The sequence below is a fragment of the Rathayibacter sp. AY1D5 genome (genome assembly GCF_002932515.1).
Classification (GTDB): domain Bacteria; phylum Actinomycetota; class Actinomycetes; order Actinomycetales; family Microbacteriaceae; genus Rathayibacter.
On record NZ_PSVU01000001.1, the window covers coordinates 64,642 to 90,310 of the forward strand.

Below are 25,669 nucleotides of genomic sequence, written 5' to 3' on the forward strand. Positions count from 1 at the left end.
GCGGGATCAGAGGATGCCGAGCTCCGTCAGCTGCTCGGAGATGCCGGCGCCGTCGGGCGCGAAGACCCAGGTCGTGCCGCTGGTCAGGGAGCGGTCCTCGGCCTTGGAGCGGCCTCCCGCAAGCACCGCCTCGCCGGTGGAGAGCTGGCGGATCGCGATAGCGGCGACCTTGTCGGGGTGCTCGTCCGCGAAGTCGGAGTAGATCTCCTCGTCGTGCTGCCCGTCGTCGCCGACCAGCAGCCAGCGCACGTCCGGGAACTCGGCCGCGAGTCGGCGGAGGTTCATCTCCTTGTGCTGCTTGCCGCTGCGGAACCAGCGGTCGTGCGTCGGGCCCCAGTCGGTCAGGAGGAGCGCTCCGGCCGGGTACAGGTGCCGCGAGAGGAAGCGGGTGAGCGCCGGGGCGACGTTCCACGCGCCGGTGGAGAGGTAGATGACCGGGGAGCCCTCGTACTGCCGGGCGAAGCGGTCGAGGAAGACCGCCATGCCGGGCGTGGGCATCCGGGCGTGCTCGTCGAGCACGAAGGTGTTCCAGGCGGCGACGAAGGGGCGGGGGAGCGCGGTGACCATCACTGTGTCGTCCACGTCCGACACGACGCCGAGCCGAGACTCCGGACGCACGATGAAGACGGGCGCCTCGACGGGCTTCGAGCCCGCGGTCGAGAAGGTGATGGTGTGCCAGCCGGGCTCGAGCGTGATCGGGAGGTCCGCGTCGACGACTCCGCCGCGGTCGGCCGTCACCCGGTGGGTCTGCCCGTCGGCCTCGACGGTCACGACGGCCCCGCTCACGAAGACGCTGGTGAAGCTCCGCCAGCCGCGCACGCCCTCGACGGGGCGGACCTCCTCGACCCCGGGAGGGGTCGGCCGCGTGTAGAGGACGCGGGCCAGGACGCGCAGCTGCGTCGTCGAGCCGTAGCCGGTGTAGGGGATGACCCTCGGGACGTAGCCCTTGCGCTTCACGCGCCTCATCCGGAAGGAGTGGAGTCGGTCCTCGAGGCGGGCGGCGCGGTGCATGACCTCCGCCTTGCCTGCGCTCAGGGGCTTGCTCTCGGGCGTCAGCGGCATCCACCCAGTCTGTCAGACCGGATGCCGGACCGCGGATCGCGCTCTCACGCGATCGTCAGGCTCCGGTGGGCTCGATCAGCTCGGGGCCGTTCGCCGAGACGGAGCCCACGGCCGCGCCGACGCCGTGCATCTCGAGCTCCTCGGCCAGCTCGGCCGCGCCCTCGGCGGCCGCACGCAGCAGCTCGCCGTCCCCGGGGGACGCCGGGTCCAGCCAGTCCTCGATCAGCTCCGGCTGCAGCAGCACGGGCATCCGCTCGTGCACCTCGGCGAGCGGCCCGGCGGAGGGGCGGGTGAGGACCGTCGCCGAGAGCAGCCACGGAGAGCCCGGCTGGGCCGAGCGCCACCACTCGTAGAGACCGGCGAACAGGAGGAGCGAGCCCTCGCCCGGCGAGACGTAGACGGGGGCCTTCGCCCCGTCCGCGCCGACCCGCCACTCGTACCAGCCCGAGGCGGGCACGATCGCGCGCCGGGAGGCGTAGGACTCGCGGAACGACGGCTTCTCGGCGACGGACTCGATCCGCGCGTTGAACAGCGGCGGCCCCGCGGACGGGTCGGCGGCGGAGCGGGGCACCAGGCCCCACCGGGCTCCGGCGAGCCGGCGCCGCGGCGGGCTGCCCTCCTCGACCCCCTTCATCGACTCCGCGACGACGGCGATCCGCTGCGTCGGCGCGATGTTCCAGGACGGCTCCGGCAGGTCGGCGCCCGGCTCGTCGATGTCGAAGAGCGCCACCAGGTCGGCGGTGGTCTGCGAGAGGACGAAGCGTCCGCACATGGTTTCTCCCGGGTGGATCGGACCCGCGGAGCCGTCGCCCTTCCGGGGGCGCGAAACACGAGGGACTTTCGATGAGACGACCCCGACCGGCGGTCGCCGTGCGTACGATTGTAGGAACCACGACCGAAGGAGCCCGCCGTGCCTCTTGGAAACCTCGTCGATCGACCGTTCGGTGAATCGTCCCAGGTCCGCAACGAGCCGGTGCAGGTGCGCAGCGCCGCCCGTCTCGCCTCGCTGCTCGACGCGGCGGCCGCCGTCGTCGACGAGGTCGGCTTCGACCGCCTGACCACGGCGATGGTCGCCGAGCGCGCGGGAGCCGCGATCGGCACGGTCTACCGCTACTTCCCGGACCGCATCGCCGTCCTCCAGGCGCTGCGCGAGCGGGCCCTCGAGCGCTTCCGCCGCCGCGTCATCACCGAGATCCGCGACACCCACCCGGGCAACTGGTGGGGCGCGGTCGACTGCGCCATCGACGCCTTCTGCGAGATGCACCGCAGCGAGCCGGGCTTCCGCTCCATCCGCTTCGTCGACACGATCCATGCCCCCGAGGTCGCGGGCGAGGCGTTCGAGGCCGGCTTCTTCGCCCGCCGCTTCGCCGAGATCCTCGCGTCCGAGTACGGCCTCCCGGGCGGCGCGCAGCTGTCGTTCCGCCTCGAGGTGACCATCGAGGTCGCGGACGCGCTGCTCACGCGCGCGTTCCTCATCGACCCCAACGGCGACCAGCGCTTCATCGACGAGAGCCGCTCGCTGCTGCGCCACTACATGACCTCGCACTACGGAGCCGTCGAGGAGTCCTGACCGGCTAGGACTGTCAAGGCCCTAGTCGCTCCCGGAACATCCCGCAACACTTCGCGGTCCGGGTTGGCAGGCGGCTGCTATTGGTGTTTTCCTTGCCGCCTGGCCCCGTTCGGGGCCGCGGGCCGTGCAACGGCCGGACGCGCGGAGCGAGAGCGGGCACAGTCGTGGACCAGGGACAGATCGGCGCGCACACCGCCGGACGGCGGGCGGCCTCGTGATCGAGTTCCGCAACGTCAGCAAGCAGTACCCGGACGGCACGCGGGCGGTCGACGACTTCTCGCTCGTGCTGCCCTCCCGGCAGACGACCGTCTTCGTCGGCTCCTCGGGCTGCGGGAAGACCACGATCCTCCGCATGATCAACCGGATGATCGAGCCGACCTCCGGCACCATCGAGATCGACGGCGAGGACATCTCGTCCCTGCCCGCCGTCGCGCTCCGCCGCCGCATCGGCTACGTGATGCAGAACTCCGGCCTCCTGCCGCACCGCAAGGTCATCGACAACATCGCGACCGTGCCGCGGCTGAACGGGGTCGCCAAGAAGCAGGCGCACGCCCGCGCGCTCGAGCTGATGGACACGGTCGGACTGGACCGTGCGCTCGCCGCCCGGTACCCCAGCCAGCTCTCCGGCGGCCAGCAGCAACGCGTCGGTGTGGCGCGCGGCCTGGCGGTCGACCCGAACATCCTGCTGATGGACGAGCCGTTCGGCGCGGTCGACCCTCTCGTGCGCGCCGACCTGCAGCGCGAGACCCTGCGGCTCCAGGACGAGCTCGACAAGACCGTGGTCTTCGTCACCCACGACATCGACGAGGCGTTCCTCCTCGGCGACCAGGTCGTCATCCTCGAGAAGGGCGGCCGGATCGCGCAGAAGGGGTCGCCCGCCGAGATCCTGGCGAACCCCGCGAGCGAGTTCGTCGCCGGCTTCGTCGGCGCCGACCGCGGCAAGCGCTCGCTCCGGATCGAGGAGCGCGACGGCGCCCGCATCGTGGTCGACGGCGACGGGCGTCCGACCGGAGTGCTGCGCGCGCAGGACGGCCCCGCCGCGTGAACTGGGTCGTCAACAACACGGACGCGATCGTCGCGAACCTGCTGGCGCACCTGGCCCTGTCGGTCCCGCCGATCCTGCTCAGCTTCCTCGTCTCGCTGCCGTTCGGCTGGTTCGCGAACCGCTACCGCTGGAGCCGCGGCACCCTGCTGACAGGGCTCGGCGTGCTCTACGCCATCCCCTCGCTGGCCATGTTCATCCTGCTGCCGGTCCTGCTGGGCATCCCGCTCCGCTCGACCGCCAACGTGATCACGGGCCTCACCCTCTACGGCGTCGCGCTGATGGTCCGCACCACCTCGGACGCACTGGGCGCGGTGTCGGACGACGTCCGCCAGTCGGCGACCGCGATGGGCTACTCCGGCTGGGCGCGCTTCTGGCGGGTCGAGTTCCCGCTGGCCGGCCCGGTCCTGCTCTCGGGCCTGCGCGTGGTCACGGTCAGCACGGTCAGCCTGGTGACGGTCGGCGCGGTGCTCGGGATCCAGAGCCTCGGCCTGCTCTTCACCGACGGCTTCCAGCGCGGCATCACCGGTGAGATCGTCACGGGCATCGTCCTCACGATCGTCCTCGCGCTGGTACTCGACGGACTGCTGGTGCTGATCGGCCGTCTCCTCATGCCCTGGACGGCTCTGGACCGCACGCGCCGCTCGCGCAGACCGGTCGCGGTCGAGAGGGCGGTGACGTCGTGAACCTCATCGCCGAGGCCTTCGCCTGGATCGCCGACCCCGCGCACTGGACCGGGGTCTACGCGATCCCGACCCGTGTCGCCCAGCACGTCGGCATCAGCCTGCTGGTGCTCGTGATCGCGGCCGCGATCGCGATCCCGATCGGCTACCTGATCGGGCACACCGGGCGCGGCAAGGGCATCGCCGTGCCGGTCGCAGGCGGCCTGCGCGCCCTGCCGACACTGGGCGTGCTCGTCCTCGCGGCGATGAGCCTGGGGCTCGGCCTCGGCGCTCCGGTGATCGCCCTCGTCGTGCTCGCGATCCCGTCGGTGCTCGCCGGCGCGTACTCCGGGCTCGAGGCGGTCGACCGCCGCACGGTCGACGCGGCGCGCTCGATGGGCATGACCGAGTGGCAGATCCTGACGAAGGTCGAGATCCCGCTGGGGCTGCCGCTGCTGATCGGCGGGCTCCGCTCGGCGGCGCTGCAGATCATCGCGACCGCCACGCTCGCCGACTACATCGGCGCCGGCGGCCTCGGGCAGTACATCTTCCGCGGAGTGAAGTCGGGGGACTACCCGCAGATGCTCGCCGGCTCGATCCTGGTGATCGTGCTGACGCTCCTCAGCGAGGTCCTGTTCGCCCTCCTCCAGCGGCTCGCCGTGCCGCGCGGAGTCGTGCTCGGCCTGGCCGGCACCGCCGGCCGCACAGGTTCCCGCGCTTCGTCGCCCCGACGACGCGCGGTGATGGGAATCCCCATCGAAGAAGGGAAATAGCAATGTTCACAGCACATTTCACGAAGGGCCGTGTCGCGCTCAGCGCACTCGCGGTCGGTGCCGTCGTGGCACTGGCAGGGTGTTCCTCGAGCGATCCGCTCGATGAGGGATCGGGTGCGACTGCGGGCAGCGAGACCATCGTGGTCGGCTCGCAGGACTACTACTCGAACGAGATCCTCGCCGAGATCTACGCGCAGGCGCTGGAGAACGACGGCTTCACCGTCGACCGCCAGCTGCGCATCGGCCAGCGCGAGATCTACCTGCCCGAGATCGAGAGCGGATCCATCGACGTCTTCCCGGAGTACGACGGCAGCCTCCTGCAGGCGCTCGAGCCCGACGCGACGGCCACCACCGCCGACGACGTGTACTCCGCGCTCGGCGACGCGCTGCCCGACGGCCTCCGCGCCCTCGACGCCGCTGAGGCCAGCGACCAGAACTCGTACACCGTCACCCAGGCCTTCGCCGACAAGTGGGACCTGACCGACATCGCGTCGCTCAAGAACGTCACCGACCCGATCGTGGTCGGCGGCAACTCCGAGCTGCAGACGCGCCCCTACGGGCCCGACACCCTGCAGTCGAAGTACGGCATCACGACCACCTTCCAGGCGATCGAGGACAGCGGCGGATCGACCACCGTCGACGCGCTCACCAGCGACCAGATCCAGCTGGCGAACGTCTACACGGCCGACCCGAACATCCAGAAGAACGACCTCGTCGCTCTCGAGGACCCGGACGGACTGTTCGTGGCCGACAACGTCGTGCCGATCGTCTCGAGCAAGATCACGGACGACGCGGCCGAGGTGCTGAACGCGGTCAGCGCGAAGCTCACGGCGGACGACCTCGTCGCCCTCAACTCCGAGAGCGTCAACGAGCAGAAGTCCGCGTCCGCGATCGCGGGCGAGTGGCTGAAGTCGGCGGGTCTCGTCGACTGATCCTCCCCGGATCCACGCCCGGAGGCGCGTCACTCGTCGAGGTGACGCGCCTCCGCTCTGTTCAGGAGCTTCTTCCCGAGGAGCACGAGCAGGGCGAAGACGACGATGACGCCCACGAAGACGTAGCCGGCGCCGTGCAGGCTCTCCGAGAGCTCCCGGTAGCTGCCCGCCGCGGCCGCGCCGACGCCGACGTAGGCGGACGACCAGAGCACGCACGCCGGGATCGTCCAGGCCATGAAGGTCCGATAGCGCATCCCGCTCATCCCCACCGTCAGCGGGATCAGCGAGTGCAGCACCGGCAGGAAGCGCGAGAGGAACACGGCGAACCCGCCGCGCCGCGCGAGGTAGCGCTCGGCCTTCAGCCAGTTCTTCTCGCCGAGCCGGCGTCCCAGGCGCGACGCGCGGATCCGCGGCCCGAACCAGCGGCCGAGGTAGAAGCCGACGGACTCGCCGCAGAGGGCGCCGATGACGACCGTGACGGCCAGCGCCGCGAACTGCAGCGGGCTGGTCACGCCGGTCGCGCTGACGATCACGATCGTGTCGCCGGGGACGACGAGGCCCGCCAGGATCGTGGTCTCGAAGAAGATCGCGAGTCCGGCGAGGAGCGTCCGCCAGACCGGGGGGACGCTGACGACGAAGTCCAGGATCCCGGTGAGGGTGTCGTTCACCGGGCGCCCCCGCCCGCCGGGGACTCGATCGGGGGCTGGGGCCGACGGCGGCTCCGGATGCTCGGCATGGCTCGATCGTAGGGGCGCACGGCTGGGCGGCGGCAGGGCTGCGCCCGGGAGGCCGGTGGACGCCGGGCGGTCAGGGGACGGCGACGAGCGCGGAGGCCGCCGGGCCGGTGCCGTTCGCCGTGACCGCCTGCACCGAGAGGGTGTAGCTGCGGCCCGGGACCAGCTTCGTGAAGGTCTGCGAGCGCTTGGTCGCGGCGACCACGGCGCTCCAGGCTCCGGCTCCGCTCGTGTCGGACCCGTCGCGCGACACCCGGTAGCCGGTGACCGCCGAGCCACCGGTCCCCGCGGGGGGCGACCACGCGAGCGTCGCCGTGCCGTCCGAGCCCGCCGTGGCGGTGACCGTGGTCGGCGCGCCGGGGAGCCCGGCGGCGACGAGGGTCGCCGTCAGCGTGGTGCTGCTCCCGGGAGTGACGACGCTGTGCGAGGCGGCGCCGCCGTCCGACCAGGACGAGAACCGGTAGGCCGTGCCCGACGCGTCGGTCTGGTCCGGGACCTCCAGCTGGAGGGCCGAGCCCGCCCACGAGACGACGGTCGTGCCTCCGGCGACCTCGGTGCCGTTGACGACGACCGTCCGGCCGGCGGGAGCGGTGGCCAGGGTGACGGACACCTTCTGCGGGGAGAACGTCCGCGTCGCCGTCGTCGACACTCCGCTCGAGTCAGTCGCGGTGACGCTGATCAGGAGGTCGCTGTCCGCGGCGGCGGCGAGGTCCTCCGGGCCGGGGGCGACGAAGGAGAGGTCGTTCCCCCTCAGCGGCCCGAGGAAGGGATGCGTGTGCTGAGCGTGGCGGCGCTGGACGGTCCAGGTGAGCGCCGAGGCGGGCAGGACGCCGTCCTCGGCGTCGGTCGCCGTGGCGCGGAGGCCGTAGCTCCGGCCCGTGACGAACACCCCTCCGTCGGCGGGTGCGGTGATGCTCACCGTCGGGGCACTGTCGCCCGAGGTGATCCTCGTCGTCGCGGGGGCGGAGACGGCTCCCTTCGGATCGCGGACGCGGAGGGACGCGGTCCAGCTGCCGGCGGCGTAGCTGTGGGTGAAGGTCGGGCCGGTCGTGATGCGGTCGGGGGTGCCGTCGCCGAACGACCACAGGTAGGTCAGGGCACCGCCCTCCGGGTCGCTGCTGCCCGAGCCGTTCAGCCGCGCGGCGAGAGGAGCCGCGCCGGAGGAGGGGGCGGCGGTGAGGGCCGCGGTCGGAGCGCGGTTCGCCGCGGCGGTGTAGGCGAGGCGCCGGACCTCGCCGCCGTTCGCGTAGCTGGTGTAGAAGAGGTCCTGGGTCCCGCGCGAGGGACCGAAGGCCATGGCGACGGCGCTGCTGCCGCCGAGGCCGGTCACGAGGTCGCCGGCCGCGCCGGTGCGGCCGAGGGTCCGGATCTTCCCGCACACGTAGTCGCCGAAAAGGTACGCGCCGTCGTAGGCGGCCGGCCAGACGCCGCGGGGGACGTAGGCGCCGCCCGTGATCGAGGCGCAGCCGCTGCTGTGCGCGTAGTCGTGGACCGGGTCGGTGAGCCCGGCGGGCGCCGCGGCTCCGCAGTTCGAGGCCGAGCCGGTCTTCGCGCAGTGGCCCTCACGGGTGTTCCAGCCGTAGTCGGCGCCGGCGACGCCCTGGTCGATCTCCTCCCAGGCGTCCTGGCCCACGTCGTTGATGCGGAAGACGGTGCCGGTCGCGTTCGGGTCGAAGGCCATCCGGAACGGATTGCGCAGGCCGCTCGCGAACGTCTCGCGGCAGCGCACGCCCGCGGCGGCCGGGGCGAGCCGGCAGGAGGCGGTCCCGGTGCCCAGGTAGGGGTTGCCGGCCGGGACGCCCCCGGTGAGGGTGATCCGGAGGATCTTGCCGTTCAGGATGTTCGGGTCGCGGGCGGCGTCGTTCCGGCCGCCGCAGCCGCTGCCGCCCGGCGAGCCGACTCCGCCGCGGTAGTCGCAGCCGCCGTCGCCGACGCTGACGTAGAGCAGGCCGTCCTTGCCGATGGCGAGGTCGCCGCCGTTGTGGTTGCTCGCGGGGGAGTAGATGCCGTCGAGGAGGACGCGCTCGGAGGCCGGGTCGATGCGGTCGTCGGTGCCGAGCTGGAACGAGGAGACGCGGTTGCGCGGGGCTCCCGCGGGGTTCACCGTGCCGCCGGCGTTGGTCGGGCAGGAGGAGTCGGAGCCCTTCGCGGTGTAGTAGACGACGACGGTGCGCGAGCCCGGTGCCGGGTCGACCGCGAGGCCGAGCACGCCGCGCTCGCCGTTGGCGCAGACCTTCGAGCGCAGGTCGAGGGCCGGGGTGGCGACCAGGCCGCCGGCGCGGATCACCCGGATCGCGCCGGTCTGCGAGGAGACGAGGGTGCGCCCGTCGGTCGTGAAGGCGAGGGCGGTCGGCGCGGGGACGGCCGCCACCCGCGAGTCGGTGAAGCCGGCGGGCACGACGGGAGCGGCGGACGCCGGACCCGCGGGCCCGGCGACGAGCGCGGCGGCCGTGATCGCCAGGACGGTGAGCAGGGCGAGACCACGGGGGCGGATCCTCGAGCGGGGCATCGGTGACTCCGAGACGGTCGGCGCTGCTGAGCGAGCGGCGGTCTGCGGCGGTGCAGAGGGCGCTGTCGGCGATGACGCGGGGCCAGGATAGGCGCGCGCGGCGGAGGGGCCGTGTCCCCCTTCAGGGTCAACACTGGGGGCTCCGGGCGCGGTGTCCCCGGGCCGCTCACGTCGAGCGGGGCTGCAGTGCGTCGGCCCGCCGGTTCACTCCAGAGCGGGCAGGACCACCGCGCGGACCGCCTCCGAGAACCGGGCGTAGCCGGCCTCGTCGAAGTGCAGGCCGTCGTCGACGAAGAGGGAGGGGTCGACAGAGCCGTCGGAGGTGACGAGCGCGTCGGCGGTGGGGACGAAGGTGACGCGGTCGTCCGTCTCGGCGTAGGCGCTGACCGCGGTGTTGGCGGCGCGGACCTCGGCGCCGACGGAGGCGCGGGCGGGCGTCTCCGCGATCTCGACGTAGAACAGCTCGGCGTCGGGGGCGACCTCCTCCACGCGCTGGAGGTACTCGACGACGGCGCCGGCGGTCTGGGCGCCGGTGCGCGAGCCCTCCTCGCCGCTGATGTCGTTCGCTCCCACGTACACGATCACGGCGCGGGGATCGAAAGGGGCGACCATGCGGTCCAGCCACGCGAGGTGATCGGCGACGGTCGTGCCGCCGATCCCGATGTTGTAGGTCTCGAGCGGACGCAGGTCCTCCTTGGAGGTCGTCCAGCGGCCGATCGTGGAGCTGCCCGTGAGGACGATGCTGTGCTGCGGGAACCCGGCGGCGAAGCGCTTCTCGAGACCGGCGACGCGCTCGGCCATGTCGACGGAGGAGGTCGGGCCGGGGTCGGGGGAGCTCGCGGCCGGAGCGCCCGCGCCTCCGCTCCGCGAGGCGAGCGAGAGGGCGATGCCCGCGCCGGCGAGGACCAGCGCGAGCACCAGCAGCGCGACCAGGAGGCGGAGGCGGATGCGGCGGGGGCCGGGGGCGGAGCCGGAGGGCGTCGCTCGAGTCATGGCTCGATCCTCGGGCATCGGCGGGGGCGCGTCGTCCACGAGGAGGCCGTCCGAGGACCCGCGCACCCGGTGGCCGTCTCTCCGTCACCGGATCGCCGTGATCGGATCCGCGCAGAACATCACAGAGGATGCACAGCCGTGCAACACTTGCACATCGCCATCGTCATCGTCGCCGCCGGCCGACTTCCGATGGACGATCACGACGAGGACTCATGGCACGCGCACGCATCACCTGGGTGGACACGGCGAAGGGCATCGCGATCATCCTGGTCGCCCTGGCCCACTCCGTACAGTGGACCACGACGGCCGGGATCGCCCCCGACTCGTGGAACGAGATCAACCTCCTCCTCATCACCTTCCGGATGCCGCTGTTCTTCCTCGCCTCGGGGCTGTTCGCCGGCTCCGTGCTCACCCGGTCGTGGCCGGAGCTCTGGCGTTCGCGGCTGAGCCTGCTGGTCTGGGCCTTCCTGCTCTGGTCCGTGGTGCGGTTCCTCTTCTTCCTGGTGGTGCCCAACCCGGGCGGCACCGACGAGTCCGACCCGCTCGCGCTGCTCCTCCAGCCGGTGATGCCGCACAACGGGCTCTGGTTCCTCTACGCGCTCACGATCTTCTTCGTGGCCGCCAAGCTCGCGCAGGGCCGGATCGACTGGCGGGTGCAGATCGGCATCGCGACCGCGATCGCCGTGGTCTGGTACGCCGTCCGCTCCAGCACCTCCGAGGGCACCGGGAACATCGCCTGGGACGGCATGGCCCGCTACCTGATGTTCTTCCTGCTCGGCCTCTACCTGCGGAACGCGGTGATCGCGTTCGTGGAGCGCCGCGGGATCCTCAGCGGAGTCGGCTTCGGCGTGCTGTTCCTCGTGCTCGCCGGCGTGATCCTCGCCGTCCGCGCCCGCTTCCCGCTGCTGACGATCGGGCTGGTCCTGGTGAGCGTGCTGGCGGTCCTCGCCGGGCTCGTGGTCGCCCGCTTCCTCTCGAACCGGCGCGGCGCGGGCTGGATCACCTTCATCGGCCGCAACACGCTCCCGGTGTACGTGGTGCACGTCCTCTTCGTCTCGCTCGCCACGAGTGCCCTGCTGCTCTTCGACGGAGAGCGCTGGCTCGACGTCATCGGACCGGTCGTGCCGCTCCTGGTCTGCGGGATCGGCGTCGCGGCGGCGCTGGGCTACTGGCGCCTCACCCGCGACCTGCCCGTGCTGAAGTACGGCTTCCAGGCGCCCGCCTGGTTCTCCGGCTCCCGCTCGCGCGTCGACGCCGGCTGACCGCGGGGCGCCCGCCGACGGCACATCGGCATCGGCTCCGGGAGTCTCTTCACCGGGCGAGTCCGTCGATGGCGTCGCGCAGTGAACGGATTCCCAGAGCCGATCTCGCGGATGTGCGCCTGGGAATCCGCTGAAGGTTCGTGAGAGGAAGTCTCAGCGCTCCGTCGCCCGCCTGATCGCTCGGCGTCGAGAGGTCGCCTGCGGCGGGTCCGACGGAGGCGAGCCCCGCTCGGCAGTCGCCGCGCGGGGGACTCCCTCGACGTCGAGAGGGACTGTCTCGACGTCGAGCGACCGGTCAGCTGGAGCGCTCGGAGGGGCGTCCGGGGCCACCCCGGAAAGGGTGCCGCCAGGAGCTCGCGGAAGGCCGCACATCCGCCCCAGTACTGGGATCGGAGGCCGTGGGACCCCTTCCGCCGACCTACTCTCGGAGCTGTGAACGAACTCCTGGACCCGCTCCTGCTGTCGAGATGGCAGTTCGGTCTGACGACGATCTACCACTTCCTGTTCGTGCCGCTCACGATCGGCATGGCGCTCACCGTCGCGATCTTCCAGACCTGCTGGGTGCGCACCGGGAAGGTGCACTACCTGCAGCTGACGAAGTTCTTCGGGAAGCTCTTCCTGATCAACTTCGCGATGGGCGTCGTGACCGGGATCGTCCAGGAGTTCCAGTTCGGGATGAACTGGAGCGACTACTCCCGCTTCGTCGGCGACGTCTTCGGGGCCCCGCTGGCGTTCGAGGGCCTGCTCGCCTTCTTCCTCGAGGCGACCTTCATCGGTCTCTGGATCTTCGGCTGGGACAAGCTGCCCGAGAAGCTGCACCTGGCCACCATCTGGCTGACCACGCTGGGCACCACGCTCTCGGCCTACTTCATCATCGCCGCGAACGCGTTCATGCAGAACCCGGTCGGCTTCCGCATCAACGAGACCAAGGGCCGCGCGGAGCTCACCGACATCTGGGCGCTCCTCACCAACAAGGTCGCGCTCGCCGCGTTCCCGCACACGATCTTCGCCTGCTTCATGGTCTCGGCCGCCGTCATCATCAGCGTCGCGGCCTACCACCTCTCGCGGAACCAGCACCTCGAGACCATGCGCCCCGCGCTGAGGTTCGGCGCCTGGATGATGCTCGTCAGCGGCGGCCTGACCCTGTTCACCGGCGACTCGCTCGGCCTCGCGATGGTCGACACGCAGCCGATGAAGATGGCGGCCGCGGAGGCGCTCTACAGGACCTCCACGGGCGTCGACGCCTCCTTCTCCGTCTTCACCTGGGGCACGCCGGACGGCTCGAGCGAGCTGTTCTCGATCCGCATCCCCTACCTGCTCTCCTTCCTCTCGACGCACACCTTCACCGGCACGGTCGAGGGCATCAACGACCTCCAGGCGCAGTACACCCAGGTCTACGGACCCGGCGACTACACGCCGATCATCTGGGTCACCTACTGGTCGTTCCGCTGGATGATGGCCCTCGGCGTCCTGGCCATCGGCGTCGCCGCGGCCGGCCTCTGGTTCACCCGGAAGGGCCGCGAGCCGAAGCAGTGGATGTGGAAGGTCGCGATCTGGGCCGCCCCGCTGCCGTTGATGGCGATGATCGTGGGCTGGGTCTTCACCGAGATGGGCCGCCAGCCGTGGCTCGTGTTCGGACTGCTGAAGACCGCCGACGGAGTCTCGCCCGGAGTGAGCGGCCTCGAGGTCCTGATCTCGCTGCTCGCCTTCACCGCGATCTACGGCACGCTCGCCGTGGTCGAGTTCCGCCTGATCAAGCGGGCCGCGCAGGCCGGCCCCGACGACGCTCCCGAGGTCGACGAGGAGAGCGGTCGCCCGCAGCTCGTCGGCACCGTCTACTAGGAGGCACCCCTCATGGATCTCGCCGTTCTCTGGTTCTGGATCGTCGCGTTCTTCTTCATCGGCTACTTCGTCCTCGACGGGTTCGACTTCGGCGTCGGCATGTCGATCCCGTTCCTCGGGCGCGACGACACCGACCGCCGCGTGCTGATCAACACGATCGGCCCGGTGTGGGACCTGAACGAGACGTGGGTGATCGTCGCCGGCGCCGCCCTGTTCGCCGCGTTCCCGGAGTGGTACGCCACGCTCTTCAGCGGGTTCTACCTGCCGCTTCTGCTCATCCTGCTCGCGCTGATCGCCCGCGGCGTCTCGTTCGAGTACCGGCACCAGCGTCCGGAGGCGCAGTGGAAGCGGCGCTTCGACACGATGATCGTCGTCGGCTCCGCGGTGCCCGCCTTCCTCTGGGGCGTGGCCTTCGCGAACATCGTGCAGGGCGTCCCGATGGACGCCGACCACAACTTCACCGGCACCGTCCTCGACCTGCTGAACCCCTACGCCCTGCTGGGTGGAGCGACGACCCTCCTGCTGTTCTTCACGCACGGAGTCGTCTTCGTCGCCCTGAAGACGGAGGGGGAGATCCGCGAGCGTGCGCGCCGCCTGGCGACCCGCGCGGGGCTGCTCACCGTGGTCGTCGCCGCGGTCTTCCTGGCCTGGACCAACCTCGGCCAGGGGAGCACCGCCTCCTGGGCGCTCTCGGCGGGCGCGGCCGCGACCCTCGTCGGCGGCTGGCTCGCGATCACGCGGGGCCGGGAGGGACGCGCCTTCGCGCTGCTGGCCGGCACCATCGCGCTCGCCGTGCTCGCCCTCTTCGCGACGCTGTTCCCCGTGGTGATGCCGGCCTCGAACGTCCCCGCCTACGGGCTGACGATCGAGAACGCCTCCAGCACGCCCTATACGCTGACGGTCATGAGTTGGACCGCCCTGGTGTTCGTGCCGCTCATCGTCGGCTACCAGGCCTGGACCTACTGGATCTTCCGCAAGCGCATCAGCCGCGCGCACATCCCGGTCGACGCCCACTGACGTGAAGCCCCTCGATCCGCGCCTGCTCCGCTACGCCCGGGCGGCCCGCGTGTTCCTCCTGCTCGGCGGGGTGCTCGCGCTGGCGAGGACCCTGGCGATCGTCGCCTTCGCGTGGCTCGTGGCGCAGCTGGTGGCCGGTGCGGTCGACGGGAGGAGCGCCGACGATCTCGCGCCGCTGCTGGCCGCCCTGCTCGCGGTCGTCGCGGCGCGGGCGGCTCTCGCCTGGGCGACCGAGGTGAACGCTGTGCGCGGAGGAGCAGGAGCGAAGGCGCAGCTGCGGCAGGCGGTCCTCGCCGCACTGGTCGAGCTCGGCCCGGCGGGCCGCTCCGAAGGGGGCTCGGGCGGGGTCGTCGCGCTGCTGGGCGGCGGACTGGACTCCCTCGACGGCTACTTCGCCCGCTACCTCCCGCAGCTGATCGCCACCGCGGTCGCGACGCCGCTCCTGACACTCGTGGTCTTCCTCGCCGATCCGCTCAGCGCGGTGTTCCTGGTGGTGACCCTGCCGCTCATCCCGGTGTTCATGGTGCTGATCGGCTGGGCGACCCAGGCCGTGCAGGCACGGCAGTGGGAGCGGCTGCAGGCCCTCGCGTCCGGCTTCGTCGACACCGTCGGCGGCCTCGCGACGCTCAAGATCTTCGGGCGGGCCGAGCGGCAGGCGACGCGGATCCGCGCGCTGACCGAGGACTACCGCGTGCACACGATGAAGGTGCTGCGGGTGACCTTCGTCAGCGGCTTCGTGCTGGAGCTCGCCGGCTCGCTCTCGGTCGCACTGGTCGCCGTGTCGATCGGGCTGCGGCTGGTCGACGGCTCGCTGGGGCTGGCCGTCGGGCTGTTCGTCCTGGTGCTGGCGCCGGACGTGTTCCTGCCGGTGCGCCAGGTCGGTGCCGAGTTCCATGCGGCGGCCGACGGGGTGCAGGCGGCGGACCGCGCCTTCGCCGTCCTCGAGCGCGCGGCGGCGCTGCCCGCTCGCGGGACGGCTCCGGCGGCGACGGGGGTGCTCGAGTTGCGGGGTCTCGCGGTCGACGACGGACGCGGGCGGACGCTCGCTCCTGTCGACGCGGTGCTCCCCGTCGGGTCGATCACCGTGGTGACCGGGCCCAGCGGGTCCGGGAAGTCGACGCTGCTCGCCGCGCTCGCGGGCTTCGTGCCCTTCTCGGGCACGCTGCTGCTCGGCGGGTCGCCGGTCGCGGATCTGCGGTCGACGCTCGCCTGGGCGGGCCAGCGGCCCGACCTGCTCCCGGGGAGCGTCGCCTCCGCCGTCGGGCTCGGAGCACTCTCGCCGGACCCCGAGCGCGTGCGGCGGGCCCTGGCGATCGCCGCGGTCGACGTGGACCCCGAGCGTCGGCTCGACGCCGAGGGGACAGGCCTCTCGGGCGGGCAGAGCGCCCGTGTCGCCGTCGCCCGCGCCGTGCACCGCCTGCTCGAGCGCGGGTGCGCGGTGCTGGCCCTGGACGAGCCGACCGCCGCCCTCGACGACGAGTCCGAGCGGGCGCTGCTCGCCGGACTCAGGTCGCTGGCGGAGAGCGGGACGATCGTCGTCGTCGCCAGCCACCGGCCCGCGACCGTCGCGGCGGCCGACGCCGTGATCGCCCTGGCGCCGGCGGGGGCGGTCGCGAGGTGAACCGCTCCGACGTCCTCCGCGCCGCGATGCCCGGGCCGCGCCGCTTCCTGCCGGGGCTGTCCTTCGGGCTGCTCTCCTCCTCCGCCGTCGTGGCGCTGCTGGCCTGCTCCGCCTGGCTGATCGTCCGCGCGGCCGAGCAGCCGCCGATCCTGTTCCTCTCCATGGCCGTCGTGGGCGTGCGGGCGTTCGCGCTGGCGCGGGCCTTCTTCCGCTACCTCGAGCGGCTGACCGGCCACGACGCCGCCTTCCGCGCGCTCGCGGAGCTCCGGGCGGGCGTCTACGAGCGCCTGGTGCCGGTCGCGCCGGACGGGCTGGGCCGCGTGCGCCGTGGCGACCTGGTCTCCCGGGTGGTGGCGGACGTCGACGCCCAGCAGGACGTGCCGCTGCGCGTCGTGCAGCCGCTGGTCGTCGCGGCGCTGGTCGCTGCGGTCTCCGTGGTCGGCGTCTGGCTGCTCCTGCCGGCGATGGGCGCCGTGCTGCTGGCGCTGCTCGTCCTCGCCTTCGCCGGCGGGGCTCTGGGCGCCGGCCGGCTCTCCGCGCAGGCGGACCGCGAGCTGGCGCCGTTGCGCGGGGAGCTGGCCGAGCGCCTCAACCTCCTGGTCACCCGCCTCGACGTGTTCATCGCCTTCGATGCCGCGGGTGACGCTCTGGCGGACGTGGCACGCGCGGAGGAGTCGCTCGCCCGGGCGGCGCGTCGACGGGCGGCCTCCGCCGGACTGGCCGCGGCCGTCCTCGCCCTCTGCTCGGGCGGTGCGGTCTGGGCGGGCCTCGCGCTCGGGATCCCGGCGATCGGCGACCTCGGCGGTCCGGCGCTGGGAGTCGTCGCGCTCGTGCCGCTCGCGGTCTTCGAGGTCGCCGCCGCCGCGCCGCTCGCCGTGCAGGCGGCGCGCACCGCGCTCTCGAGCGCTCAGCGCCTGGCCGATCTGGACGCCGAGGCGGCGTCGCCGGCGCTCGCGACCGACGCGGACGTGGACCCGGACGCCCCGGCTCCCCGGGGCGCCGGCATCGTCCTGCGCGATCTGACGGTGAGCTGGCCCGGCGCGCACACGCCCGCGCTGCGGGGCGTCTCGCTCGACCTGCCGGAGGGTGCGCGCGTCCTCGTCACCGGCGGCAGCGGGTCCGGGAAGACCACGCTCGCGCACGCTCTGGTGCGCTTCCTCGACCACTCCGGCAGCTACCTCCTGGGCGGAGTCGAGGCGCGCACGCTGCCGCAGGTGGAGGTGCGGAAGCGGGTCGGGCTCGTGGAGCAGCAGCCGTACCTCTTCGACGACACGATCCGGCAGAACCTCCTCTTCGCGCGGCCCGAGGCCGACGCCGCCGTGCTCGAGGCGGTGCTGGAGCGGGTCGGGCTCGGGCCCTGGGTCGCTGCACGCGGCGGGCTCGACGCGCGGGTGGGGGAGCGGGGCTCGCTCGTCTCGGGCGGCCAGGCTCAGCGGATCGCCCTCGCACGTGCACTTCTTGCCGATTTCCGCGTCCTGGTGCTGGACGAGCCGACGGCGTCGGTGGACGCTCCCGTGGCCGACGCCCTGCTCGGGGATCTGCTCCGCGCCGCCGAGGGGCGGACGGTGGTCCTGATCGCGCACCGGGTCGATCCGGGCCTGGAGTTCGACACGCGGATCCGGGTGGCGGACGGCACGGCGGCTCAGGAGTACCGGGCCGCCTGAGCAGGCGTCCGGCTCCGCGGGGCGGTCGGTCCGAGCGGCCGTTCAGCCGTGCTCCGTCGGGACCGAGGCCCGCGCCAGGGAGGCCGCGCGCGCCAGGCGCCCGCCCTCCGCCTCCCAGCGGTCGAGGACCGCGTCCGCCCGGGTCCGCGCCGCACCAAGCAGCCCTGCCAGGAGCGGAGCGACGACGTCGCGGGCCAGCGGGTCGCTCAGCTCGTCCACGCGGGAGTCGCGGACGAAGCCCTCGAGCCGGGTGAGGTCGGAGCCGCGCAGCCACTCGGCTCGGGACTGCAGCAGCACGACGGCCGCCAGCCGCGGCTCGAACACCGCCGGCTCCCACAGCTCGGAGGAGAGGGCTGTCACGTCGTCGTGCTCGAGCGAGCGGAACTTCCTCAGCGCGTCGCGGACGGTGCCGCGGACCGCCCCGACCGAGGCGCCCGTCGAGTCGAGCCCTGCTCCCAGGCGCTCGCGCACGTCCTGCGCGCGCCAGACGTCGCCCTCGTACTCCAGGGCCGAGCGGATGAAGTCGCCGGGGTCGCTCACCCCTCCATCATGCGTCGCGCGTCAGCCCCGGCTGGCCCAGACGGCCCGTCCGATGCCGTCGTACTCGACGAGGCGGCCGTCGTCCTGCAGCACGAGGCGGTAGGGCGCGACGACGCCGGTCTGGCCGATACCGAAGGAGATCCTCGGGAACCGCAGCCAGAGGATCCGGGAGTCGGCCACGTCGAGCCGGCCCTCGGAGCTCATCGAGAAGGCGGCACCGGAGGCGGAGGAGGTGTTCGTCGCCCAGTCCGCGCCGTTCGGCCCGTAGACGACGAAGTTGCCGTCGCGCTGCATCTCGGCCCGCCACTGCCCGCTCGCCGAGGTCAGCCGCGTGCCCGCGACGACGAGGCCGCTCGGGGAGAGCGAGTCGCGCACGACGAGCGCGGCACTGCTCCAGAGGACGCCGGAGTCGTCCGCGATCCGGAGATCGCCCTCGCGGAGGACCATCGTGGCGCCCGGCTCGCCGGACGTGTCCGAGGCCCACAGGGGCGCGCCGTCCGCGGTGTAGACCACGGCGTTCCCGTCGTCCTGCATCCGGAGGACGTTGCCCCGGCCGCGGGTGCCGCTCGCCCAGAGAGCCCCGCCCTGCCCGTAGACGACGAGGTTACCGTCCGCCTGCATCACCGCCGTGGTGCCTCCCTGGGTGGCGAGCCGGTTCCCCGCGTAGAGGGTGCTGCCGCGGCGGAGGGTGTCGGTGCGCGGCTCGTCGATCCGGCCGCCGATGCTGCTGGCCCAGGCCGCCGAGCCGCTGCGGCGGTAGATCACGAGATTGCCGTCGTCCTGCATCCGCAGCTCGCCGCCCGGGTCGGCCACCGTGCCGCTCGCCCAGACCGGGCGCCCGTCCGCGGCGTACACGACGAGGTTGCCGTCGTCCTGCATCCGCAGGCTGTCGCCGCGCCCCTGCGTGCCCGAGGCCCAGGTGGGACGGCCGCCGGCGGCGTAGACCACGGCGTTGCCGTCGGTCTGCATCACGAGGGAGGAGGCGCCGTCGGGGGACACCAGGCGCTCGCCGCGCGCGAGCTGCTCGCCGGCACGGAGGACCGCGGCGGAGGCGACGGCGGAGGACGCCGAGGGCGGGGCCTCGACCGCGGCGGCGGGCAGCGAGCTCAGCAGGAGCGCGCCCGTGGCGGCGAGCGCCGCGAGGGAGGCAGTCAGGGAGCGGCCGGAGGGGAGGTGCGTCATCGCAGGAGTCCTGTCGGGGAGGGCGGCGGGGTCGGGGGAATCGTCCCACGGCGGGGGAGACGACGACGCCCCCCGGTCCGGGGACCAGGGGGCGTCGTGGCGGAGGGGCGTCAGCCGCGGCTGGCCCAGACCGCGCGGCGGCTGTCGTACTCGACGAGGTTGCCGTCGTCCTGCATGACGAGCTTGTAGGGGCCGACCGACGCGGCGGGCGGGACGACCGACCATCCGCTCGTCGTCTCGGTGCCCACGGCGATCTGCCCGCTGGTGTCGAGGGCGAAGAAGCCGCCTGCGCGGGTGGTCTTCGACGCCCAGATCGGGCCGTTCTTGCCGTAGACGACGAAGTTCCCGTCCGCCTGCATCACCGCTCGGTAGACGCCGTTCGCGGAGCGGAGGAAGCTGCCCGCCTCGAGCGAGTTCGCCGCGTAGAGAGTGGTCGAGGGGAAGGCGGCCTGGCTGGTCCAGATCACGTCGTCGGACGGGTTCACGATGATCAGCGAGCCGGCGTTGTTGATGCCCAGGCGGAGGTCCTTGCCGCGCGTGCCCGAGAACCACTTGACGGAGCCGTCGGAGCCGTAGATGACGGCGTTGCCGTCCTTCTGCATGGTGATGCGGTTGCCGGAGCCGCCGGTGCCGGTGCCCCAGACGGCGCCCTGGGGGCCGTAGCCGACGAAGTTGCCGTCGTTCTGCATGACGGCGCTGAAGCGGCCGTCGGCGGAGGTGAGCTGGTGGACGGGGCGGAGGGTCTGCTCCGTGAACAGCGTGTCGGTCACCGGCTCGGCGATGACGCGGCGGACGCTGCTCGCCCAGGCGGGCGAGCCGTTCTCGCGGTAGACGACGAGGTTGCCGTCGGGCTGCATGATCACCGAGGCGCCCGCCTCGTTGATCGTGTTCGTGCTCCACACGGGACCGCCCTTGGCGGAGTAGACGACCATGTTGCCGTCGGTCTGCATGACCAGGTGGTCGCCGCGGCCCTGGGTGTTCGTCGCGAAGGTGGGGCGGCCCTGCGGGTCGTAGACCACCGCGTTGCCGTCGGTCTGCATCCGGAACGAGTAGCCGTTCGTGCCCGAGACGATCCGCTGTCCGGCGGCCAGCTCCTCGCCGCCGACGAGGGCGTTGTAGTAGCTGACGGCCGCGCGGGCGGTCTGCTGGGCGGCCTCGGGCGACTCGCTCGCGGGAGCGAGGCCGGTCGGCGCCTCCTCGGAGGAGGAGAGGGGCTTCTGCGGGTTCTCCGCGGCGAGGGCCGGGGTCGCGCCGAAGAGCAGGGCACCGGTCGCGACGAGCGCGATCAGCCCGGAGGCGAGGGGGCGGGGGGAGGGGGAACGCGTCATCGCAGGACTTTCTCGAGTGGCCGGCGGGGGCCGGCAGAGGGGGTACTCGATGCTCGCACGGCGGACGCACGAGTGCGACCGGAACGGGGGCCCTCCGTCTGGGGGACGCGCGGGAGCTGAGGTCCTCCGCGGGTCAGAGCGCCGGGAGAGGCCGCCTGAGAGCGTCCAGCCGCTTCCGCCAGGCGTCCAGGCGGCCCGGCTCCGCGGCGAGCGCCGGTCCGTCCGCCCAGGCGGTCGCCAGCCGCAGACCGTGCAGGGCGTTGGCCGTCCAGACCTCACGGCCCTCGAGCGACTCCGGCTCGGCCGGGGCCTCGATCACGTCCACGCCGAGCGCGCCGGCGAGCACCGAGACGGTGCGAGCCGTCACGCTGCGCACGCGGGTGCTCGTCGCCGGAGGGACGACCAGCGCGTCGCCCAGCCACCACAGGATCGCGCTGCTCGCTCCGTCGATGACAGCGCCCTCGGCGTCGAGCAGCACGGCCTCGTCCGCTCCCGCGGCGTGCGCGCGCGTGCGGAGGAGGGCAAGACGTGCGATGTCCGGCCCCTTCCAGGAGGGTGTCCGGCGCGGATCCACCGGGCTCGTCCACAGCACCACGGAGCGGGTCGTCGGCGGGGCGGGTCGCAGCCGGAGCCGCAGGGCGCCACCCGAGAGCTCGACGCGGGGGAAGGAGCGGCCCTCGCGGGGAAGGGCGGCGATCGCGGCGTCGAGGAACGCCTCGACGTCCGGGTGCCCGCCCGCCGAGGCGACGGAGGCGGCGAACCGCTCGCGGTGCAGGTCGAGCCCGCGGACCCGTCCCTCGTCCACCAGCCAGGAGTCGGCGGCGTCCAGGGACGTGCCGGGCGGCTCGGGAACGGTCGTCAGGGCCCGCCCGTCCCACTCCCGAACCTGCTCGCCGTCCACGACCGCCTACGCTAGCCCAGTGGTCTCGGAGGATCGGCACGTCCGCTCGGTCGAGCTGCCCTGGGTCGATCCGGAGCTCGCGCACCACGCCCTGTTCGCCACGGCCGAGGCGTCGTTCTGGCTCGACTCGGGCCTCGGAGCGACGAGCGGCCGCTCCTACCTCGGGGCGTGCGCCCGCGAGGACGTGCTCCTCGTCGAGGCCGGCGGCGACGTGGCGGCGGCGCTCGCCGCGATCGACGACGAGGCCCCCGCGGGCGACCGCGCGCTCGGCCGCTACGGCTGGATCTCCTACGAGGCGGGAGCCGCCTCCGTCTCCCTGCCCTCGGCGCCGACCGGCCCCGCGGATCCGCCGGCCCTCGCCCTGCTCCGGGGCGACCCCGTGCTCGAGTTCGACCACGGCACCCGGACCGTCCGCCTGGTCGCGACAGGAGACGCGCAGGAGCTCACCGTGCGCCTGCTCGAGCTCGTCGGCGCGCTCGCACCCGCGGACCCCGCGGATCCCGAGCCCGCCGGCGTCCCGGTCCGCCGTCACTCCGCCGCCGAGTACACGGCGCTGATCGGCCGCTGCCAGGAGGCCATCCGCGCGGGGGACGCCTACCAGCTCTGCCTCACCGACGAGATCGTCGTCGAGGGCCGGTTCGATCCGGTCGAGGCGTACCGTCGCCTCCGCCGCTCCAGCCCGAGCCATCACGGCGGGCTGATCCGCCTCGGCCCGCTCGCGCTCGTCAGCGCCTCGCCCGAGCGGTTCCTCACCGGCGGGGCCGATGGACGCGTCGCCACGCATCCCATCAAGGGCACGCGCCCCCGGGGCCGGGACGCCGACGAGGACCGCGCGCTCCGGGACGAGCTCGTGTCGAGCGTGAAGGAGCGGGCCGAGAACGTGATGATCGTGGACCTCGTCCGCAACGACCTCGCCCGGATCGCCGCCCCCGGCTCCGTCGTCGTCGACCGCCTGCTCGAGGTGGAGAGCTACCCGCACGTCCACCAGCTGGTCAGCGAGGTCTCGGCCCGCCGGGCGCCCGGCGTCGGGATCGCCGAGCTGATCGCAGCCCTCTTCCCGGCCGGCTCGATGACGGGAGCGCCCAAGCGCCGGGCCGTGGAGCTGCTGCGGGAGTGGGAGGGCGGTCCCCGCGGCGTCTACTCCGGCGCCTTCGGCCGCCTGGGCTCGGACGGCTCGCTGGACCTCGCGATGACGATCCGCACCCTCGTGCTCGACGGCGAGCGCGCCCGCCTGGGGACCGGCGGCGGCATCACCGCGCTCTCGGTGCCGGAGGAGGAGGTCGAGGAGACGCGGCTGAAGGCGCGGGCGCTCCTCGCGGTGCTGGGCGCCGCCGAGGAGTGAGCGGGCGCCGCGTTCGTCTGCCGTGCGCGCGGGGCCAGTAGGGTTGATGGTCGAACGCAGCCGCCCACGCGTGCGCGTTCTCCCCCTCCTTCAGAAGTGAGAAGCACCTGTGGCAGAAGACACCTCCCGGCAGACCGGCGCGAGCGACGAGGAGCGCTACGACTTCCGAGCGCTCCAGGAGAAGTGGCTCCCGATCTGGGAGGAGACGCGCCCGTTCGCGACGGACGACCCCGACGACAAGCGCCCCCGCAAGTACGTGCTCGACATGTTCCCGTACCCCTCGGGCGACCTGCACATGGGCCACGCCGAGGCGTACGCGCTCGGTGACGTGATCGCGCGCTACTGGCGCCAGCAGGGCTTCAACGTCCTCCACCCGATCGGCTGGGACAGCTTCGGCCTGCCCGCCGAGAACGCCGCGATCAAGCGCGGGCTGAACCCGGTCACCTGGACCTACGACAACATCGAGCAGCAGAAGCGCTCGATGAAGCGCTACGCCGCGTCCTTCGACTGGGACCGCGTGCTGCACACCTCCGACCCCGAGTACTACAAGTGGAACCAGTGGCTGTTCCTCAAGATGTACGAGAAGGGCCTCGCCTACCGCAAGGACAGCTGGGTCAACTGGGACCCGGTGGACCAGACGGTCCTGGCGAACGAGCAGGTCCTGGCGGACGGCACCTCCGAGCGCTCCGGCGCGGTCGTGGTCAAGAAGAAGCTCACGCAGTGGTACTTCAAGATCACCGACTACGCCGACCGGCTGCTCGACGACCTGAACCAGCTCGAGGGCTCCTGGCCGTCGAAGGTCATCGCCATGCAGCGCAACTGGATCGGCCGCTCCATCGGCGCCGACGTCGAGTTCGAGATCGAGGGCCGCGACGAGCGCGTCACCGTCTTCACCACGCGCCCCGACACGCTCTACGGGGCGACCTTCATGGTCGTCGCACCCGACTCCGACCTCGCCTCCGAGCTGGTCGAGGGCTCCGAGCCCGCGATCCGCGACACGTTCCGCAGCTACCTCGAGACGGTGCAGAAGTCGAGCGAGATCGAGCGCCTGACCGCCGACCGCCCCAAGACCGGCGTGTTCCTCGGCCGCTACGCGGTGAACCCCGTGAACGGCGAGCGGCTGCCGATCTGGGCCGCCGACTACGTCCTCTCCGACTACGGCCACGGAGCCGTCATGGCCGTGCCCGCGCACGACCAGCGCGACCTCGACTTCGCCCGCGCCTTCGACCTGCCCGTGCGCGTGGTCGTCGACACCAACGCCTCCGTCACCGGGGCGATCCCGGTCATCCCCGAGGATCCGGAGGAGCTGGCCGCGCTCGAGAAGGAGTACTCGCTCGACCCCGCCACGACCGGCGAGGCGCTGACCGGCGACGGCCGCCTGATCAACTCCGGGCCGCTCGACGGGCTCTCCAAGCGCACCGCCATCGAGCGCGTCATCAGGATGCTCGAGGAGCGCGGCCGCGGCCGCTCGGCCAAGAACTACCGCCTGCGCGACTGGCTGATCTCGCGTCAGCGCTACTGGGGCACCCCCATCCCGATCATCCACGGAGCCGACGGCGAGCTCGTGCCGGTGCCCGAGGACCAGCTGCCCGTCGTCCTGCCCTCCACCGACGGCCTCGATCTGCAGCCGAAGGGCTCGTCGCCGCTCGGAGCGGCGGAGGACTGGGTGAACGTGCCGCACCCGGTGGACGGCTCGCCCGCGCGCCGCGACCCGGACACGATGGACACCTTCGTCGACTCCTCGTGGTACTTCCTCCGCTTCCTCTCGCCGAAGGACGACACGCAGGCCTTCGATCCGAAGCTCGCCGAGAAGTGGGCGCCCGTCGACCAGTACGTCGGAGGCGTGACGCACGCGATCCTGCACCTGCTGTACGCGCGCTTCATCACCAAGGTGCTGTTCGACCTGGGCTACGTGTCGTTCACGGAGCCGTTCACGGCGCTGCTCAACCAGGGCATGGTGCAGATGGACGGCGCGGCGATGTCGAAGTCGAAGGGCAACATCGTCCGCCTCTCGGACCAGCTGGACGAGTTCGGCGTCGACGCCGTGCGCCTGACGATGGCGTTCGCCGGCCCGCCCGAGGACGACATCGACTGGGCCGACGTCTCGCCCGGCGGCAGCGCGAAGTTCCTCGCCCGCGCCTGGCGCCTGGCGAAGGACGTCACCTCGAGGCCCGACGTCGAGTGGAAGTCGGGCGACGCGGCTCTGCGCCGCCAGACCCACCGCTTCCTCGCGGAGTCCCCGTCGCTGATCGAGGCGTTCAAGTTCAACGTCGTGGTCGCGCGGCTGATGGAGCTCGTCAACGCGACCCGCAAGGTCGTCGACTCGGGCGCCGGAGCCGGGGACCCCGCGGTCCGCGAGGCGGTCGAGGTGGTCGCGATGGCTCTCAACCTGTTCGCGCCGTACACGGCCGAGGACATGTGGCACCGCCTGGGCTACGAGGGCACCGTCGCGCACGCGCTGTGGCGCAAGGCCGACCCGTCGCTGCTGGTCGAGGAGAAGGTCACGGCGATCCTGCAGGTCGACGGCAAGGTCCGCGACCGGCTCGAGGTCTCGCCGAAGATCTCCTCCGACGAGCTCGAGGAGAAGGCGCGCGCCACGGCCGGCGTCGCCCGGGCTCTCGTCGGCCGCGAGGTCGTGAAGGCGATCGTGCGGGCGCCGCGCCTGGTGAACCTGGTGACGAAGGCGGTCTAGC

Annotated in this window: 21 protein-coding genes; 12 read left to right on the forward strand and 9 right to left on the reverse strand. The window is 72.6% G+C overall.

The window, feature by feature from the left end; all coding sequences use genetic code 11:
• Positions 1 to 6 precede the first annotated feature (6 nt).
• Both C5C82_RS00300 and C5C82_RS00305 read right to left on the reverse strand, forming a co-directional pair.
• A complete protein-coding gene (locus C5C82_RS00300) occupies positions 7 to 1,062 on the reverse strand; it encodes an App1 family protein (RefSeq protein WP_244230626.1) in 1,056 nt (351 codons plus the stop codon).
• Positions 1,063 to 1,117: 55 nt separating this feature from the next.
• Positions 1,118 to 1,834 (reverse strand): SOS response-associated peptidase, encoded by a 717-nt coding sequence (locus tag C5C82_RS00305; protein ID WP_104354437.1) that lies wholly within the window; start codon positions 1,832 to 1,834, stop codon positions 1,118 to 1,120.
• A gap of 138 nt (positions 1,835 to 1,972) precedes the next feature.
• On the opposite strand from C5C82_RS00305, the gene C5C82_RS00310 reads away from it, so the two are divergent.
• The 5 genes from C5C82_RS00310 to C5C82_RS00330 all read left to right on the forward strand — a co-directional run bounded on the left by C5C82_RS00310 (position 1,973) and on the right by C5C82_RS00330 (position 6,041).
• Positions 1,973 to 2,632 carry a TetR/AcrR family transcriptional regulator gene (locus C5C82_RS00310; protein ID WP_104354438.1) on the forward strand — a complete coding sequence of 220 codons (660 nt, stop codon included), beginning with the start codon at positions 1,973 to 1,975 and terminating at the stop codon, positions 2,630 to 2,632.
• Between the two features lie 214 nt (positions 2,633 to 2,846).
• Positions 2,847 to 3,677 (forward strand): ABC transporter ATP-binding protein, encoded by an 831-nt coding sequence (locus C5C82_RS00315; RefSeq protein WP_104225631.1) that lies wholly within the window; start codon positions 2,847 to 2,849, stop codon positions 3,675 to 3,677.
• Positions 3,674 to 4,360, forward strand: a complete 687-nt coding sequence (locus C5C82_RS00320; protein ID WP_104223109.1) for an ABC transporter permease — start codon at positions 3,674 to 3,676, stop codon at positions 4,358 to 4,360. Before C5C82_RS00315 ends, C5C82_RS00320 begins: the two co-directional genes overlap by 4 nt.
• Entirely contained in the window at positions 4,357 to 5,109 is a 753-nt protein-coding gene (locus C5C82_RS00325; protein WP_104225632.1) for an ABC transporter permease, read from the forward strand. Before C5C82_RS00320 ends, C5C82_RS00325 begins: the two co-directional genes overlap by 4 nt.
• Positions 5,110 to 5,111: 2 nt before the next feature.
• On the forward strand, positions 5,112 to 6,041 hold the full coding sequence (locus C5C82_RS00330) for an ABC transporter substrate-binding protein (RefSeq protein ID WP_104223111.1): 930 nt from the start codon (positions 5,112 to 5,114) through the stop codon (positions 6,039 to 6,041).
• Between the two features lie 29 nt (positions 6,042 to 6,070).
• Here C5C82_RS00330 and C5C82_RS00335 read toward each other — a convergent pair whose 3' ends face one another.
• The 3 genes from C5C82_RS00335 to C5C82_RS00345 all read right to left on the reverse strand — a co-directional run bounded on the left by C5C82_RS00335 (position 6,071) and on the right by C5C82_RS00345 (position 10,277).
• Complete coding sequence (locus tag C5C82_RS00335) at positions 6,071 to 6,709, reverse strand: DedA family protein (RefSeq protein ID WP_104223112.1); 639 nt, start codon at positions 6,707 to 6,709, stop codon at positions 6,071 to 6,073.
• Positions 6,710 to 6,848: 139 nt separating this feature from the next.
• Positions 6,849 to 9,284 carry a PQQ-dependent sugar dehydrogenase gene (locus C5C82_RS00340; RefSeq protein WP_104354439.1) on the reverse strand — a complete coding sequence of 812 codons (2,436 nt, stop codon included), beginning with the start codon at positions 9,282 to 9,284 and terminating at the stop codon, positions 6,849 to 6,851.
• A gap of 204 nt (positions 9,285 to 9,488) precedes the next feature.
• Positions 9,489 to 10,277, reverse strand: a complete 789-nt coding sequence (locus C5C82_RS00345; RefSeq protein WP_146083679.1) for a GDSL-type esterase/lipase family protein — start codon at positions 10,275 to 10,277, stop codon at positions 9,489 to 9,491.
• Positions 10,278 to 10,489: 212 nt separating this feature from the next.
• Between C5C82_RS00345 and C5C82_RS00350 the strand changes: the two genes are divergently transcribed.
• The 5 genes from C5C82_RS00350 to cydC all read left to right on the forward strand — a co-directional run bounded on the left by C5C82_RS00350 (position 10,490) and on the right by cydC (position 17,683).
• Positions 10,490 to 11,539: an acyltransferase family protein gene (locus C5C82_RS00350; protein WP_104348320.1), complete on the forward strand. Its 1,050-nt coding sequence runs from the start codon at positions 10,490 to 10,492 to the stop codon at positions 11,537 to 11,539.
• Positions 11,540 to 11,971: 432 nt separating this feature from the next.
• Positions 11,972 to 13,381, forward strand: a complete 1,410-nt coding sequence (locus tag C5C82_RS00355) for a cytochrome ubiquinol oxidase subunit I (RefSeq protein ID WP_104233758.1) — start codon at positions 11,972 to 11,974, stop codon at positions 13,379 to 13,381.
• A gap of 12 nt (positions 13,382 to 13,393) precedes the next feature.
• Complete coding sequence (gene cydB, locus C5C82_RS00360; RefSeq protein WP_104354440.1) at positions 13,394 to 14,398, forward strand: cytochrome d ubiquinol oxidase subunit II; 1,005 nt, start codon at positions 13,394 to 13,396, stop codon at positions 14,396 to 14,398.
• 1 nt (position 14,399) lies between these two features.
• Positions 14,400 to 16,019: a thiol reductant ABC exporter subunit CydD gene (cydD, locus tag C5C82_RS00365; protein WP_104354441.1), complete on the forward strand. Its 1,620-nt coding sequence runs from the start codon at positions 14,400 to 14,402 to the stop codon at positions 16,017 to 16,019.
• Entirely contained in the window at positions 16,016 to 17,683 is a 1,668-nt protein-coding gene (cydC, locus tag C5C82_RS00370) for a thiol reductant ABC exporter subunit CydC (RefSeq protein WP_104354442.1), read from the forward strand. Before cydD ends, cydC begins: the two co-directional genes overlap by 4 nt.
• Before the next feature lie 42 nt (positions 17,684 to 17,725).
• Here cydC and C5C82_RS00375 read toward each other — a convergent pair whose 3' ends face one another.
• From C5C82_RS00375 to C5C82_RS00390, 4 genes are all read right to left on the reverse strand, one after another.
• Positions 17,726 to 18,223, reverse strand: a complete 498-nt coding sequence (locus C5C82_RS00375; RefSeq protein WP_104233754.1) for a DNA alkylation repair protein — start codon at positions 18,221 to 18,223, stop codon at positions 17,726 to 17,728.
• Between the two features lie 21 nt (positions 18,224 to 18,244).
• A complete protein-coding gene (locus tag C5C82_RS00380) occupies positions 18,245 to 19,405 on the reverse strand; it encodes a hypothetical protein (protein WP_181072718.1) in 1,161 nt (386 codons plus the stop codon).
• 110 nt (positions 19,406 to 19,515) lie between these two features.
• Positions 19,516 to 20,733 (reverse strand): hypothetical protein, encoded by a 1,218-nt coding sequence (locus tag C5C82_RS00385; protein WP_104251260.1) that lies wholly within the window; start codon positions 20,731 to 20,733, stop codon positions 19,516 to 19,518.
• A 133-nt stretch (positions 20,734 to 20,866) separates the two neighbouring features.
• Entirely contained in the window at positions 20,867 to 21,634 is a 768-nt protein-coding gene (locus tag C5C82_RS00390; protein WP_258065870.1) for an aminotransferase class IV, read from the reverse strand.
• Positions 21,635 to 21,653: 19 nt separating this feature from the next.
• Between C5C82_RS00390 and pabB the strand changes: the two genes are divergently transcribed.
• Complete coding sequence (gene pabB / locus C5C82_RS00395) at positions 21,654 to 22,976, forward strand: aminodeoxychorismate synthase component I (RefSeq protein WP_104354443.1); 1,323 nt, start codon at positions 21,654 to 21,656, stop codon at positions 22,974 to 22,976.
• Positions 22,977 to 23,085: 109 nt separating this feature from the next.
• Positions 23,086 to 25,668 carry a leucine--tRNA ligase gene (gene leuS, locus C5C82_RS00400; RefSeq protein ID WP_104354444.1) on the forward strand — a complete coding sequence of 861 codons (2,583 nt, stop codon included), beginning with the start codon at positions 23,086 to 23,088 and terminating at the stop codon, positions 25,666 to 25,668.
• Position 25,669 lies beyond the last annotated feature (1 nt).

Bases quoted from the DNA above. Each gene is read 5' to 3' on its own strand.
- C5C82_RS00300 (WP_244230626.1), bottom strand. From the start codon at position 1,062: ATGCCGCTGACGCCCGAGAGCAAGCCCCTGAGCGCAGGCAAGGCGGAG.
- C5C82_RS00305 (WP_104354437.1), bottom strand. From the start codon at position 1,834: ATGTGCGGACGCTTCGTCCTCTCGCAGACCACCGCCGACCTGGTGGCG.
- C5C82_RS00330 (WP_104223111.1), top strand. From the start codon at position 5,112: ATGTTCACAGCACATTTCACGAAGGGCCGTGTCGCGCTCAGCGCACTC.
- C5C82_RS00340 (WP_104354439.1), bottom strand. From the start codon at position 9,284: ATGCCCCGCTCGAGGATCCGCCCCCGTGGTCTCGCCCTGCTCACCGTC.
- C5C82_RS00345 (WP_146083679.1), bottom strand. From the start codon at position 10,277: ATGACTCGAGCGACGCCCTCCGGCTCCGCCCCCGGCCCCCGCCGCATC.
- C5C82_RS00350 (WP_104348320.1), top strand. From the start codon at position 10,490: ATGGCACGCGCACGCATCACCTGGGTGGACACGGCGAAGGGCATCGCG.
- cydB (WP_104354440.1), top strand. From the start codon at position 13,394: ATGGATCTCGCCGTTCTCTGGTTCTGGATCGTCGCGTTCTTCTTCATC.
- C5C82_RS00380 (WP_181072718.1), bottom strand. From the start codon at position 19,405: ATGACGCACCTCCCCTCCGGCCGCTCCCTGACTGCCTCCCTCGCGGCG.
- C5C82_RS00385 (WP_104251260.1), bottom strand. From the start codon at position 20,733: ATGACGCGTTCCCCCTCCCCCCGCCCCCTCGCCTCCGGGCTGATCGCG.